At 53.2% G+C, this 13603-nt stretch carries 15 protein-coding genes and 1 pseudogene; 13 read left to right on the plus strand and 3 right to left on the minus strand.

Going from position 1 to position 13603, the window contains the following annotated elements:
• The first annotated feature begins 2 nt into the window (after nucleotides 1-2).
• From dsrK to D7024_RS00430, 12 genes and pseudogenes are all read left to right on the plus strand, one after another.
• Nucleotides 3-1385 carry a sulfate reduction electron transfer complex DsrMKJOP subunit DsrK gene (gene dsrK / locus D7024_RS00380; protein WP_207666865.1) on the plus strand — a complete coding sequence of 461 codons (1383 nt, stop codon included), beginning with the start codon at nucleotides 3-5 and terminating at the stop codon, nucleotides 1383-1385.
• A 197-nt stretch (nucleotides 1386-1582) separates the two neighbouring features.
• Complete coding sequence (locus tag D7024_RS00385; protein WP_121450050.1) at nucleotides 1583-1900, plus strand: TusE/DsrC/DsvC family sulfur relay protein; 318 nt, start codon at nucleotides 1583-1585, stop codon at nucleotides 1898-1900.
• 228 nt (nucleotides 1901-2128) lie between these two features.
• Entirely contained in the window at nucleotides 2129-3535 is a 1407-nt protein-coding gene (locus D7024_RS00390; RefSeq protein WP_121452393.1) for a cobyrinic acid a,c-diamide synthase CobB, read from the plus strand.
• Nucleotides 3536-3850: 315 nt separating this feature from the next.
• The gene (locus D7024_RS00395) at nucleotides 3851-4549 is read left to right on the plus strand and encodes a response regulator transcription factor (protein WP_125185589.1); all 699 of its coding nucleotides are present in this window, start codon (nucleotides 3851-3853) and stop codon (nucleotides 4547-4549) included.
• Nucleotides 4550-6328 (plus strand): ATP-binding protein, encoded by a 1779-nt coding sequence (locus D7024_RS00400; RefSeq protein ID WP_121450052.1) that lies wholly within the window; start codon nucleotides 4550-4552, stop codon nucleotides 6326-6328.
• Nucleotides 6329-6404: 76 nt separating this feature from the next.
• A complete protein-coding gene (locus D7024_RS00405) occupies nucleotides 6405-6938 on the plus strand; it encodes a hypothetical protein (protein WP_121450053.1) in 534 nt (177 codons plus the stop codon).
• Between the two features lie 16 nt (nucleotides 6939-6954).
• On the plus strand, nucleotides 6955-7650 hold the full coding sequence (locus D7024_RS00410; protein WP_121450054.1) for an ABC transporter ATP-binding protein: 696 nt from the start codon (nucleotides 6955-6957) through the stop codon (nucleotides 7648-7650).
• A gap of 7 nt (nucleotides 7651-7657) precedes the next feature.
• Nucleotides 7658-8866: an efflux RND transporter periplasmic adaptor subunit gene (locus D7024_RS00415; RefSeq protein ID WP_125185590.1), complete on the plus strand. Its 1209-nt coding sequence runs from the start codon at nucleotides 7658-7660 to the stop codon at nucleotides 8864-8866.
• Complete coding sequence (locus D7024_RS00420) at nucleotides 8863-10056, plus strand: ABC transporter permease (protein ID WP_121450056.1); 1194 nt, start codon at nucleotides 8863-8865, stop codon at nucleotides 10054-10056. The genes D7024_RS00415 and D7024_RS00420 overlap by 4 nt, the downstream gene beginning before the upstream one ends.
• A 105-nt stretch (nucleotides 10057-10161) precedes the next feature.
• Nucleotides 10162-10374 carry a hypothetical protein gene (locus D7024_RS00425; RefSeq protein WP_121450057.1) on the plus strand — a complete coding sequence of 71 codons (213 nt, stop codon included), beginning with the start codon at nucleotides 10162-10164 and terminating at the stop codon, nucleotides 10372-10374.
• 3 nt (nucleotides 10375-10377) lie between these two features.
• The gene (locus tag D7024_RS14545; protein ID WP_125185591.1) at nucleotides 10378-10737 is read left to right on the plus strand and encodes a hypothetical protein; all 360 of its coding nucleotides are present in this window, start codon (nucleotides 10378-10380) and stop codon (nucleotides 10735-10737) included.
• A gap of 113 nt (nucleotides 10738-10850) precedes the next feature.
• Nucleotides 10851-10961: pseudogene (locus tag D7024_RS00430) on the plus strand (M23 family metallopeptidase); the annotation flags it as partial.
• Nucleotides 10962-11170: 209 nt separating this feature from the next.
• Here D7024_RS00430 and D7024_RS00435 read toward each other — a convergent pair.
• The 3 genes from D7024_RS00435 to D7024_RS00445 are packed head-to-tail and all read right to left on the minus strand — an operon-like array spanning nucleotide 11171 to nucleotide 12671.
• Nucleotides 11171-11752 carry a rhodanese-like domain-containing protein gene (locus D7024_RS00435; protein WP_165859213.1) on the minus strand — a complete coding sequence of 194 codons (582 nt, stop codon included), beginning with the start codon at nucleotides 11750-11752 and terminating at the stop codon, nucleotides 11171-11173.
• Nucleotides 11753-11766: 14 nt separating this feature from the next.
• Entirely contained in the window at nucleotides 11767-12225 is a 459-nt protein-coding gene (locus tag D7024_RS00440; protein ID WP_121450059.1) for a MauE/DoxX family redox-associated membrane protein, read from the minus strand.
• Nucleotides 12225-12671: a rhodanese-like domain-containing protein gene (locus D7024_RS00445; protein WP_165859214.1), complete on the minus strand. Its 447-nt coding sequence runs from the start codon at nucleotides 12669-12671 to the stop codon at nucleotides 12225-12227. The genes D7024_RS00440 and D7024_RS00445 overlap by 1 nt, the downstream gene beginning before the upstream one ends.
• A 438-nt stretch (nucleotides 12672-13109) precedes the next feature.
• Between D7024_RS00445 and D7024_RS00450 the strand changes: the two genes are divergently transcribed.
• Nucleotides 13110-13577 (plus strand): Spy/CpxP family protein refolding chaperone, encoded by a 468-nt coding sequence (locus D7024_RS00450; RefSeq protein WP_121450061.1) that lies wholly within the window; start codon nucleotides 13110-13112, stop codon nucleotides 13575-13577.
• Nucleotides 13578-13603: the final 26 nt, after the last annotated feature.

Below are 13603 nucleotides of genomic sequence, written 5' to 3' on the forward strand. Positions count from 1 at the left end.
AGTTGCCAGAGTATAAGGGTTTGAAAATGCCGGCAAAAGCCACAGCCGAGGAGATGCGCCAGATACACATCGAGCCGGTGCCCGATGATCAAAAGGTTGAAAAGGCCATCCAGTACCTGGACGAGATGCGCAAGAAGTTCCGTTCTTTCGTGCTGGCCATGGAGTCGTGCGTGAAATGCGGCCTGTGTGCCGAGAACTGCCATACCTATCTGGGGACCAGGGATCCAAACAATATTCCCACCAACCGGGCGGAGCTGATCCGGAAAATATACCGGCGTTACTTTACCCTGGAAGGGCGCTGGTTCGGTAAACTGGTGGGGGCGGAGGACCTGAACCTGGACATCATCGAACAATGGTATTCTTACTTTTACCAGTGCAACGAGTGCCGGCGTTGTGCCCATGTCTGTCCCTTTGGTATCGATACCTGCGAGGTGACCATGATTGGACGCCAGATCCTCCACTGGCTCGGCATTGTGCCCAAGCTGCACGCCAGTGTGGGGGCGGCCATGGAAAGGACGGGCAACCATACCGGCCTGACCAAGCCGGCCATTGTGGATACCCTGGAGTTTCTTTCCGAGGAAATTAAAGATGAGTTCGGCGTCGACGTGGAATTCCCCGTGGATAAAGAGGGGGCAGACATCATGTACGTGCCTTCCTCCGCCGACTTTTTGCTCAACCCGTATACGCTGATGGGTGCGGGGATGTTCTTCACGTATATCGGTGCCAACTGGACCATACCGAGCACCATTACCGAGGCGGGTAACTTCGGCCTGCTTTTCGACCAGCAGCACACCATGCGGCATAATTTCACCCGCCTGCTCCACGCGGCTCAAAAACTGGGCGTCAAGAAAATCGTCTGGGGCGAGTGCGGTCACGGCTGGCGGGCATGGAAGATGTACCTCCCGGGGATGGCCGATTTGCCCATCCGCTGGCCCATTACCCACATTCACGACGAAGTGGCCTACTACATTCGTACCAACCAGCTAAGGCTGGATCCCTATAAAATCGGCCGGCCGGTAACTCTGCACGACCCGTGCAACTACGTGCGGGCCTGCGGTCTGGCTGAAAACATGCGTACGGTGATCCGGGCATGTGTGGCCGATTTCCGGGAAATGTACCCGAACAAAGAAAACAACTTCTGCTGCGGTGGCGGCTCGGCCATACTCTTCGATGACCCGGAAATGTACCAGCTGCGCATAAAATTCTCCGCGAAAAAGGCCGAACAGGTTCGGGCCACCGGGGTGGGCAGGGACGGAAACGGCATCCTGTGCGCTCCCTGTTCCATCTGTAAGGCCCAGCTGTACCCGATGGTAGAAGAGCACGAACTGGGAGTGGAGGTTAAAGGTTTAATCGACCTCGTGGGTATGGCGCTGGTTTGGAAGTAAGCTGGAAATGAAACAAGTTTTCTTAAATCATTGACTTGTTTATAGAGGAATGATATTCTTTTAAGGGGGTGGTCGAGCTTATACAGGCTCTTCAGGCGCCCGGCTGCGGGTTATTAGTAAAACCGTATGATCTTTTTAGGGCCAGGGGAAAGTTATATGTTAAACACATAATGATAAACTAATGGAGGTGTTAATTCATGCCATCCATCAATGTAAATGGCGTGGAAATCGAGCAGGACGAGGACGGATTCATTGTTGACCCGAATCTGTGGAATGAGGACGTAGCCAAGGCGCTGGCTGCTCAGGAAGGGATTTCCGAATTGACTGAGGAGCACTGGAAGGTAGTTAAATACCTGCGCGATTACTACTTGCAGTTCCAGATTGCCCCCATGATCCGCAAGCTCTGCAAAGAGACCGGATTCAGCCTGAAGAAGATCTACGAGCTGTTCCCGTCCGGCCCGGCTAAAGGTGCCTGCAAAGTGGCCGGGTTGCCGAAACCAACCGGTTGCGTCTAATATCGACATACCAGCAAAATTTTGCGTTTGTTTGTGGTTCAATTAATACGGTCGCCCGGCTTTAGGGCGACCAACGTATCTGCGAACCGCTTTCGGGGCACGGACTTAAGCATTAAATGCCGGCAGGCGACGGGTTATCCGGCAGTTGTAGCTTATGGCTGTGCCCATTTCTGGTACGGGGTGCTCTGCGTGAGACATGGCATCAGTGCAATGAGGGAAGTGAAAAAAATGCGGCAACACAATATTCCTCGCCTGGTGATTGGCGCACCCCGGGGCCGCTCTGGAAAAACCACGGTAACCATTGGCCTGCTGGCTGCCCTGGTCTATAGCTTAAAACTGGTGGTGCAGCCCTTTAAAAAGGGGCCGGACTTTATAGACCCCAGCTGGCTGAGTCGCGTAACCGGCCGGGCGTGCCGTAACCTGGATGGTTTTCTCATGTCCAGTGAAACAATCCGGTCTTCCTTCGTTCGCCACAGCCGTGATGCCGACGTGGCCGTGGTGGAAGGGGCCATGGGACTTTTTGACGGCGTGGACCTGGAGGGGAGCGGCAGCACCGCGGAAATAGCCAGGGCTATTGCCGCGCCGGTAATTCTGGTGGTGGATACCACCCGGATGACCCGCAGTGTGGCGCCCCTGGTACAGGGATTTATGCATTTCGATCCCCAGGTGACTGTTGCCGGGGTAATCTTAAACCAGGTGGCCCGCCCGCGCCATGAACAGATGCTGCGCGGGGCCCTGGAGAAATACTGCGGGATTCCGGTGCTGGGTGTATTCCCCAGGGGTAAAAAATTAATCATTCCCGACCGCCACCTGGGATTAATTCCCGCCGGGGAAAGGGACGAGCTGCAGCAGGCCCTGGCGGAAATAGCCCATATGGCCCGGGAATGTTTGGACCTGGACGGGCTTTTGGCGGTTGCCCGAAAGGCTCCACCACTGGAGGATATTGCCGGTGAGGTGGGAGCAGCCGGGGAAAGGCCCGATGGCGACGGGCCGGTAATCGGCGTATTTCGGGACCGGGCCTTCTCCTTCTATTACCCTGAAAACCTGGAGGCCCTGGAGGAGGCGGGGGCAAGGCTCATTTTTATCGACGCCCTGCATGACCCGGCGTTGCCGGAAGTGGATGCCCTGTACATTGGGGGCGGATTTCCCGAGGTATTTGCCGGGCAACTGGAGGCAAATGAGGGTTTACGGAAAGACGTGTGCCGGGCCATTGAAGCTGGCCTGCCGGTGTATGCGGAGTGTGGCGGGTTAATGTATCTGGGCCGCCGGCTGACCTGGCAGGGCCGCACCTACCAGATGTGCGGCGCACTGCCCTTTGATGTGGTGATGGATGGCAAGCCCTGCGGCCACGGGTATGAAGTGGTGGAAGTAAGCGGGGAAAATCCTTTTTTCCCCACCGGCAGTCTAATCCGGGGTCATGAATTTCACCACTCCCGCCTGGTGAACATAGATCCGGAGCTGCGCTACGCCTTCCGGGTGGTGCGGGGTTGCGGCATAGACGGGGAAAAAGACGGTCTTACCTATAAAGGTGTTCTGGCGGCCTACAACCATATTCACGCACTGGCTGTGCCCCAGTGGGCGGAAGCGCTGGTAGGCCGGGCGCGACAATGGCGCAGGACAACCAGGACGGCTTAATTAAAAAAAGCGGGGATAAGGAAGGGGCGGAAATGGCGCCGCAGAGGGTACTCTGCGGCGCAACGCTTTTACGGGGTAAATGTTCAGTAGAACCGCTTTAGCGTAGCCGCGTCCCTACACCCGGGACCGCAACAGCAGTTCCTGACCCCAAAGAAAGGGTAGTCTACCCGGACATGCGGACCCTAAAAGCATAGCATTAGTTCACAAACTTTCCAATCTTTTTTCACAGTTTGTTCACAATTAGTGTGTATAATACACGCAGGGAAAACAGTTAAAAAATTCCTGTGCAATCAGTTGGGAAAGGAGGTGCCAAGCGTGCAGGAGCATACCGGAACCATACTGGTCGTGGAGGACGAAGAACCGGTAAGGGACCTGCTCCGGTTATACCTGGAAAAGGAAGGCTTTCGGGTGACCACCGCCGAGGACGGGGAAGAAGCCCTGATTAAATTTTCCGGCAGCCACCCGGACCTGATTCTATTGGATATTATGCTGCCCAAAATGGACGGCTGGGCGGTATGCAAGGAAATCAGGAAACAACATGCTACCCCCATTATAATGCTGACCGCCCGGGGAGAGGAACTGGACCGGGTGCTGGGTCTGGAAATAGGGGCGGACGATTATATCACCAAGCCATTTTCCCCGCGGGAAATGGTAGCCCGGGTCAAGGCCGTATTAAGGCGGGTCAACCAGGCGGAGGAAAGAAAAAACGCCCAGGTAATTACCTGGCCTGGCCTGGTAATAGATAACAACGCTAAAAATGTAGAAATGAACGGGCGGGTTGTGCCGATGCCTCCCAAGGAATTTGACCTGCTGTGGTTTTTGGCCCGCCATCCCGGCCAGGTCTGGACCCGGGAGCAGCTTTTGCAGCAAATCTGGGAATATGACTACCTGGGCGATCCCCGCACAGTGGACACCCATATTAAGCGTTTACGCGAAAAACTAAGCGCCCATACGGGCCGACGGTACATAAAAACAGTGTGGGGCCGGGGCTATAAATTTGAGGTTGGAAACTGAATGTTTAAAAGTTTATTCGGCAAGCTGATGTCCACATACATCGCCATCATTTTAATCACCCTACTTGTGCTGGGTATGGCCATGTCCTACCTGTTGGGGGATTATTATTACTCTGCCAAAGAGGCGGAATTGTTGAATAAAGGCCGGGAAGTGGCGCGGATTATCGCGGAAAATACAGAGCAGAACCGGCCCGCCGCTGATGTTGTGGACACGTTAAACCGTTTTTGGGAAAACCGCATGGTTATGATTAGCAAGGATATTCTTGTGCTGATGGCCCGTGGCGAATTCTACAATAATACCCGGCGCTTCTGGCTGGAACCCGCGGACGCCCAAATATTATTGGAGGGGAAAACCGTTTCCAGGCGGGGCTATCTTCCACGTCCTGAACAATTGGTTATCTTTGTTGCAGTACCTGTCGAGGTAAATAACGAAGTGGCCGGGGCAGTGTTTTTATCGGCTCCACTGGCGGACGTAACTGACGCCGTGGGAGCCGTGCGCAGGTTAATGTTCCTGGCCGCACTCCCCGCCCTTTTGCTGGCGGCCCTGCTGGGTCTATATTTATCCCGCTCCATAGCCCGGCCACTACGCCGGTTAAGCGACGCTGCGGTGCAGATAGCGGGCGGTGATTACCGGCAGCGAATCGAGCTAAAATCCGCTGATGAATTCGGCTACCTGGCGCAAAATTTCAACCGGATGGCTATGTCCCTGGAAGAGACCGTGGGCGCCCTGGCCCGGGAAAAGGAGAAGATAGAAAATATCCTCGCTAACATGGCCGAAGGTGTGGTGGCTGTGGATGGCTCAAACCGGGTGATTTTGCTTAACAGGCAGGCGATCCGCACCCTCGGCTTGGGGGAATCTGCGGACTTAACAGTGCAACTCTACGGGGAACCTGTTCCGGACAGCCAGTTAAAAGAACTGTTTGCAGCCGTACTGGCATCCGGGGAGACGTGCAGCAGGGAATATACGCCCGATGACGGGCATAGCTACCTCCTCGTCCACGTTTCTCCGTTAATTGATCAGGCAGGCAACAACTTTGGCGCTGTGGGCGTATTGCAGGACATTACGGAACTCAAGAAACTGGATCAACTGCGCCGGGATTTTGTGGCCAACGTATCCCACGAGCTGCGCACTCCCCTGACTTCGGTTCAGGGTTACGTGGAAGCTATGCTGGACCGCGCTATCCCAAGCGAAGACCGCGATAAATACTTGACCATTATCCACCGGGAAACGCTGCGCTTGAACAAATTAATTTATGATCTCCTGGATTTGTCATTGATTGAATCGCGCAAGGAAAAATGGGACCTTAATGAAATAGACGTACCGGAACTTGTGGACCAGGTATTGGTAAAATTACGACCGCTTATCGAAAATCATCAGGTAACTATCGAAAGGGATTTTCCGGACCAGTTACCGCCCATGCTGGGCAATGAAGACCGTATTGAACAGGTTTTACTCAACTTGCTGGATAACGCCGTTAAATTCTCGCCGCCCGGCGGGATTATTATGCTGCGGGCGAAGGTGGAAAATGACAACATTACCGTAAGCGTCGCCGACCAGGGACCGGGTATCCCACCTGAAGACCTGGAACATATCTGGGAACGCTTTCACCGGGTGGAAAAGTCACGTTCCCGCGCCCTGGGGGGCACCGGGCTGGGGCTGGCCATCGTCCGACAAATTGTGGAGGCCCACGGTGGCACCGTAAATGTGCAAAGTGAAGTGGGCAAAGGGACCACCTTCAGTTTTACCATACAAGCCTTGCCGGCTGAAACGCAAGGTTAACGGATATTGGTCTGTTCACGTCCGATGGGAGGTTTTGCTATACAAAAATTATTTTACCAGAAGAAGGTGATACAAAATGCGCCCTGGAAAAACCATACTCTTGCTGATTAGCCTGCTTTTTTTCTCCCTGCTTCAGGGCTGTAGTTCAGGTAACACCGACGCTGGCGATACTCCGTCCGGCAGCGCCGACCAGCCGGTGCAAAATGTAACCCGGTGGGGCGGTCCCGCAAGACAGCCAGACTTATGGGGCCAGGTCAAAACCATCCGGGGTAACAAACTGACTGTTTACAAAGTGGAAAATAACGCCCAGAATCTATCGGAAGAGGAAAGGAAGGCCCAGCGGGGCCAGATGCAGTCTTTAAGTCCAGAGGAAAGGGCTAAGGCCCGGGCGGAGCGAATCAAGGTCAGTAACGAAACGGTGGATGTGATTATCCCGGTGGGCGTGCCGGTGATCGCCACCGGTAATTTTGGCGCGGAGGCTACGGAAGTGGATATCTCTCAAATCAAACAGGGCGATATCATAAAATTATGGTTGGAAAGTAAGCCCTCCGGCGATGAGGAAGCAATGGCCGAATTTGTACAAATTATCCAGGGCGGTTACGGTCAGTAGTTATGGGGGCTAAGTTATGCTGGTTATGAAGGATATTGTCAAGATATATAAAAACGGCTTGCTGGAACTGAAAGCGCTGGACCAGGTCAGCTTAACGGTGGCTAAAGGGGAATTTGTGGCCATTACCGGGCCTTCCGGGTCGGGTAAATCCACCCTGATGCACATCATGGGCTGTCTGGACCGGCCCAATGCCGGGGAGTATTTCCTGGACGGGGAAGATGTGTTGGGGTACCCGGAACAAAAGCTGGCCGCCGTGCGTAACCGAAAGATAGGCTTTGTGTTTCAAAATTTTAACCTGCTTCCCAAGCTGGACGCTCTGACTAACGTGGAAATTCCGTTGATCTACCGGGGCGAGGAAAGAAAAATCTCCCGGCAGCGGGCCGCCCGGCTCCTGGAAATGGTGGGCCTGGGCGACAAAATGCGCCACCGGCCCAGCGAGCTTTCTGGGGGCCAGCAGCAGCGGGTGGCCATCGCCCGGGCGCTGGTAGGCGACCCGCCCCTGATTTTGGCCGACGAGCCCACGGGGAACCTGGATTCCCGCTCGGGGGCGGAGATTATGGAACTGTTTAAACAATTAAACAGCCAGGGGCGTACCCTGGTTTTGATTACCCACGACCCAAACGTGGCCCGGCAGGCCAACCGGATCATTTACCTGCAGGACGGCCGGGTGATACCGGCTCCCGGGGGCGTTGCGGCAAGTGAGGTGAGTTGATTTGCACGTGCCGGAAAAGCTGACTGTCTTAAAAAACAAAAAGACATCCCTGATCATAGCAGCCGCTTTGTGTCTTTCTATGGCCATAGGCTTATATTCTTTTGCGGCCGGCCGCGGTGAACAAGCGGTGGCTGAAGAAATCAAGGAAGTGACGGTAAAAAAAGGCGACCTGAAGATTGACCTGGCCGCGGACGGTAAAGCTGAGTTGGACACGGTGGGGCTTAGTTTTCAGATCAATGGCGTAATAAAGGAAATCCCCGTCCAGCCGGGTGATCATGTTAAGGCCGGGGATATCATTGCCAGGCTGGACGCGGAAAAATACCAGCTGGAACTGGAAGCCGCCCGGGCGGGTTACGAAGCGGCCCGGGCCAGGCTGGCCAAGGCCCGGGATGATTATAACAATAAACTAATCGCGGCCAAGGAAAAAATGGACAACGCCATGCTGGTCTACCAGCCCATGAGCCAGGTGCCCGACATTTTCCCGGCGCAGGAGGTGGCTTTGAAAAAGCTGGCCGCGGACAGCACCCGGGAGGCTTACGAGGCGGCCAAGAAAGCTACGTCGGATATCAAAATGGAAGAAGCCGCCGTGGCACAGGCTCTGGTTAACCTGAAGAAAGCGGAAAAGAACCTGGAGGATACCGTGTTGAGATCCCCGGTGGACGGCACGGTGCTCTATATTGCCGGCAAAGTGGGTGAAAGCGTGTCCGGCGGAGGGGATAACGCGGATAAACAATTTGCCGTGGTGTCCACCGGCGATTCCGTGACGGTTACCGCCCAGGTGTTGGAACTGGATATTGCCGAAGTGGCGCCGGGCCAGGCGGCGGAAGTGGAATTTGAAGCCCTGCCGGGTGAAATATTCACGGGCCGGGTCGGCGGCATAGAAGCGCTGCCCGTCACCGATGCCAGCGGCATCGTCGCTTACGAGGTGAGCGTGCTGCTTGACAAACCCGACGCCCGGATTAAACACGGCATGACGGGTACTGTGTCCTTTATCATTGAACAGAAAAAGGATGTTTTAATCATTCCCAACGCGGCGGTGAAAAGGGTGGACGGCGCGACGGTGGTGGAAATGTATAACGAGGCCGGGGAAATCGTCACCCGAAAGGTTAAAACGGGCTTTACCGATGGCCGTAATGTTGAGGTTATTGAGGGCCTCAAACAGGGAGATAAAATAATCATCCGAACCAGGACCTCCGCTCAGGGGGGTAAGGCGTGAAATACAGTGAACTGATTAAAATGGTCTTTGTTAATATCTACGCCAATAAATTTCGGGCTTTTCTCACTGCCCTGGGCATTATTGTGGGCGCAGCCACCATTTTATTGGTGGTGGCCGTGGGCAAGGGCGGTGAGGCTTCCGTTGCGGAGCAGTTTGCCAAACTTAACGTCGGCACCATTTACGTCATGTCCGCCCGGGGGAGCGATATGTACAGGAAGCCCTTAACCACCACCGATGTGGAGGCGATCAAAGAAAAAGCGCCGTCGGTAGAAATGGTGACCATCTACAATAACGGTAAAGCCGGGACCAGTTACAACGACATCACTTTTCAGGGTGATGTGATCGGTGCCTTTCCCGAATACCAAGCCCTGAGCAACCTGAAACTGCAAGCCGGTGTTTTCATCAGCGATGAAGACAATGAGCAAAGAAACCGGGTGGCCGTGCTGGGGGCGGAACTGGTCGATGAGTTGTTCGGCGGGGATGCGGCGGCCGCCGTGGGCAGTACCGTCAAAATCGACAGGCGCAACTTCCTGGTTATCGGGGTGCTGGAGCGTCTGGGGGACGCCACGGGCGGGGTGAATACTGATGAAAGCGCCATTGTGCCGTATGTGGTGGCGGAAAAATATCTTTTGGGGGCCAATGTGTACCCCCGGATTATCGCCCTGGCCAGGGATTTGGAAAGCGTGCCTTCGGCCATGCAAGAAATTGCCGGGGTGCTACGGGAAACGCACCGCATTCGGGGGCAGGATGACTTTTTGATCAGGGATGCCGGCAGCCGGCTGGCCGCGGCCCAGAATACAGCCCGCACCATGTCCGTGCTGCTGGTTATTGTGGCCACCATAGTCCTAGTGGTGGGCGGCATCGGCATTATGAACGTGATGTTTGTATCGGTCAAGGAGCGCACCAGGGAGATTGGCATATTAAAGGCCATCGGGGCCAGGAAAAAGGATATCCTGCTCCAGTTTTTGCTGGAGGCGGTAATCATCAGCCTGGCCGGTGGAGTAATCGGTATTATCCTGGGGGCGCTGCTGGTACCTTTGATGCAATATTTCGATCTTAAAGCCATACCGACCCTCCAGGGAGGCATTTTGGGTCTGGTGTTCTCTGTGGCCACCGGTACTTTTTTCGGCTATTACCCGGCCCTGAAAGCCGCGAGTTTGAGCCCGCTGGAGGCGTTGAGCCATGATTAGCGCTTGCCTGGCATTCCTTAATTACGACAAAAAATAACCGATATTAAGACTTTTGTCGTTGCCTGGCACTAAACATTAAATAACTAGGATGGGAGGCGGGGATAGTTGTTCAAAAAATTGCTGCTGGCGATTTTTATTATTAGCTTTGCGTGCAGTGGGCTGTCGCCCGCATTGGCCAAAGAGCCCGCGCGGCCCGAGCTTACCCCTTACCAGCTGTACTGGAATATTTTAAAGGTCCGGGAAAAGGTGGAAGTAAAAGAAAAGGCCTTTGAGCAAGCCCGCCTGGAGCTGCAACAATCCCTAATAAGGGAGGAATAGTATATGGTTGAATTCCTTGGCTGGCTCGGTTTATTACTGCTCATAGGGACCCTTATGCCATTTTTTTTACGCCGCTTACACCTTTGGCAAAGGGAAGTAACCTTTTTAGCACGTATTCATCACCACTTAGCTTTGACCTGCCTGGTGGTATTAACCCTGCATGGTCTTTGGGCTCTTAACGGACGGCGAGGGTGGGGAGCCTGGATACATGTTAAGGGTGAGATGATTTCTGGAGTACTTACTTGGTCGATACTTTTAGCCGTATGTATGTTGGCCTTAACTTCGTTACGACAGAAACGTTTTTCACGCACCCATTGCTGGCTGGTGGGATTACTGGTTTTGCTAGTGTTTTATCACATTTAGCACATTGCCATTGCAGGCGTTACTAAGGATATTCGCTTAACAGGGCGCAGCCCTTAAAAGGGCCCAGGGGGCATCGCCCACCTGGCGGGGGAGTTCGATGGGAGCAGGTTTCCCCGGGAACGGTGCTCACCAGGGTGGGCAATACAGGGCTGTCCACCGGGCCGCATGTGCATTTGGAAGTCCGGGTTAACGGCCGGCCGGTGGACCCGGGGCAATATTTTTAATGTATACACTGGATTAACCGTTGTTATGCAATGCGTTAAAAACGCGACATGGCTGTATTAAGATCAAAACCACCAATGAGGGGTGTGGAAAATTGACTGATTCAGGTGCAACCTGCTTTTTGTTGCCCTGGCCGCTTTTGTGGCGGTGGTGATGTTTGCCGGGGGATACCTTGTTTGCTGCAGGCGTTCAAGAACCATAGTAGGTAAACTTAACTCTTGCCGTCCTCCGTAACCAAATCAAATCCTTCGCGCACCCAGTCAATTTTACCGCCGGCCAGGTTATATACATTTTGGTATTTGGTACCTAATAATACTTCCGCCACCCGGTAACTTTTGCTGCCCGTTTCGCATATCAGCACAATAGCATCTGATGGCATTGCTCCCAGCGACTCCAGGTATTGTTCCGGCCTGGTCCGTAGTAGTCTTAAATCTCCCGGCAGTGAACCTTTGATGTGGCCCTCTTTGTATTCCCCCGGCGTGCTGACATCAATAAGAAACAAATTTTGTGTGGAAGATATCATTTCGGCCAGTTCCCGGGCGTTGATTTCCTTAACCTGGCCGGCGTTTTCCCGGGCGATGGGCGGGCCTTGTGGGGAAACAGCCGAAGCAGTTTGGCCGGGCTGTTTTTCATCAGTATTTATTACATTTGAATTATCCTGCCGCTCAGGTGATGCAGACGCTAACGGCGCTTGCACGGCAGTACTTTCCCCGCTACTTGAGCACCCCACCGAGCCTATTGATAAAACCAGTACCAGGACAAGCACGGCGCCTATATTTTTAAACACATGCATAGGGTTGCCTCCTTTCATGACTTGTTTCTCCTGGTGAGGAATGTATATGGGGTTAGTTTGACTCGATCAAAGTAAAGGACAAACAGGGCACCGGCCAGCATGACCATATCTTCAAAAATGGCCAGAAAACCCACCGTTCTTTCCACTCCGCTGAAACAACCGCACTCCACGTCCAGACCGCGGGCGGCACTAACTATTAAAATGGTAATGAACATGGTTAGCAACCCGGATATTACCAGGGCGCCGCCTTTTGTGTTTAATCCCAGCAACAAACAAACCCCGGCCAAAGTTTCTATCCACGGGATGGCCACAGCCACCGGGCCAATCAGTTCATCCGGCAGGAGTTTATAATTGTACACCGAGGCGGCAAAATCCAGAGGTGCGAATATTTTGCCAAGCCCCGCATAGAGAAACAACCCACCCATAATTAACCTGACCGCTAATTGAAAATAGTCGTTATGTAAAATTTTCATCACCTTGCAGCACTTCCTTCCGGTTTAAATACGGGATAACCCGCTTCCAACCAACCGGGATAACCTTCACCCAGCACGTAAACGTTGGTATAACCCCGGTCCACCAGTTCCCTGGCCATTTCCACCCCCACATCGCATTCCCCGCCGCTGCAAAAGGTCACAATAACGGCATTCCGGTCGGGGATTAATTTTTCTATCTCCACTTCCCCCTTGACCACCGACATCAGGGATATACCAATGGAGCCGGTAATAGTCCCTTCCATATATTCTTCAGGGCTTCTGGCATCCAGAAAAATAGCCTGCCGTTCATCAAACAGTTTTTTGGCGGAAACCAGGTCGATAAACTTTATATCGGGGCTTAATTGCTCCGCCTTTGCTTTGAGATCAGCAAGCTGTTTTTGCTGAATTTCGGCCAGTAGTTCGCCGCTAAGTGACTTTACTACCAAGGGATAGTTAAATGTCCAACCAAGTAAACACGCGATGATAACTAAAAACAGGCATTGTTTAAGCGCAACGACGGTCAGTCGTTTTTTAGGTGCAGCACGGTTATTATTCTTTTGCTTACTTCCATTGCTTGTCGACATACGAACACTCCTTTCCCGAAACACAGGGCAATAAAAAGATTGGCAATTTTGCTTTTAATCTGATGCGCTTCAATATAGAACTGGTGGTTTACTGGCATCCTTCAACCCTGCTAACTATTATAACTACTATTTTTTGCCATTCTATGAACAAAATTTGAACAAACTGTGAACAACCAGAGTTCGGTTTTTATTCACAGTTCATTCACAGAACGGCCAAAAATGACCAATATAATAAAAAGTGCGGGGAGCCCGGCCGGTAATACCCCAAAATCTTCAAAGCCATAGGAGGGAGTTAAAAAAATGAAGAAGAAAATAGTAATCCTTACTGTGACGCTGGTGCTGGCGCTCAGCATCGCCCAGGTGGCTTCAGCCGCCGGCATGGGCTGGGGCGGCGGCCCGCGGATGCTGGACAGCGACAACTGGGTCAGCCCGGTAGACGCCTTAAACCTCACCGACCAGCAAATTGAAACGATGCAGCAGCTGCAAAAGAACTGTTTCGAGCAAACCGGAGACCTGCGGGACAAGCTGCGGGACTTGATGTTTGACCTGCGGCAGTACCGTCTGCAAAAGGACCCCGACCAAGCTCAGATTGACGCCAAAATCAAGCAAATCAACGATCTGAAGAGCCAGTTATATGAAATCAAGATGCAAACCAGGGAGCAGATGCAATCTCAACTAACCACTGAACAACTGGCGGAGATGGCCAAGATGAGAGGCTTTGGTAAACACGGCGCCCGCGGGTTTAGCGGGTTTAACGGGGCTAACTAATAAATTACCTGGATTATTAAATAAGC

Source organism: Desulfofundulus salinus, from assembly GCF_003627965.1.
In the GTDB taxonomy this organism is placed as follows: Bacteria; Bacillota; Desulfotomaculia; order Desulfotomaculales; family Desulfovirgulaceae; genus Desulfofundulus; species Desulfofundulus salinus.

Coding starts and splice junctions, on each gene's coding strand:
- D7024_RS00450 (WP_121450061.1), top strand. CDS start 13,110: ATGAAGAAGAAAATAGTAATCCTTACTGTGACGCTGGTGCTGGCGCTC.
- D7024_RS00385 (WP_121450050.1), top strand. CDS start 1,583: ATGCCATCCATCAATGTAAATGGCGTGGAAATCGAGCAGGACGAGGAC.
- D7024_RS00405 (WP_121450053.1), top strand. CDS start 6,405: ATGCGCCCTGGAAAAACCATACTCTTGCTGATTAGCCTGCTTTTTTTC.
- D7024_RS00410 (WP_121450054.1), top strand. CDS start 6,955: ATGCTGGTTATGAAGGATATTGTCAAGATATATAAAAACGGCTTGCTG.
- D7024_RS00440 (WP_121450059.1), bottom strand. CDS start 12,225: ATGAAAATTTTACATAACGACTATTTTCAATTAGCGGTCAGGTTAATT.
- D7024_RS00390 (WP_121452393.1), top strand. CDS start 2,129: ATGCGGCAACACAATATTCCTCGCCTGGTGATTGGCGCACCCCGGGGC.
- D7024_RS14545 (WP_125185591.1), top strand. CDS start 10,378: ATGGTTGAATTCCTTGGCTGGCTCGGTTTATTACTGCTCATAGGGACC.
- D7024_RS00435 (WP_165859213.1), bottom strand. CDS start 11,752: ATGCATGTGTTTAAAAATATAGGCGCCGTGCTTGTCCTGGTACTGGTT.
- D7024_RS00400 (WP_121450052.1), top strand. CDS start 4,550: ATGTTTAAAAGTTTATTCGGCAAGCTGATGTCCACATACATCGCCATC.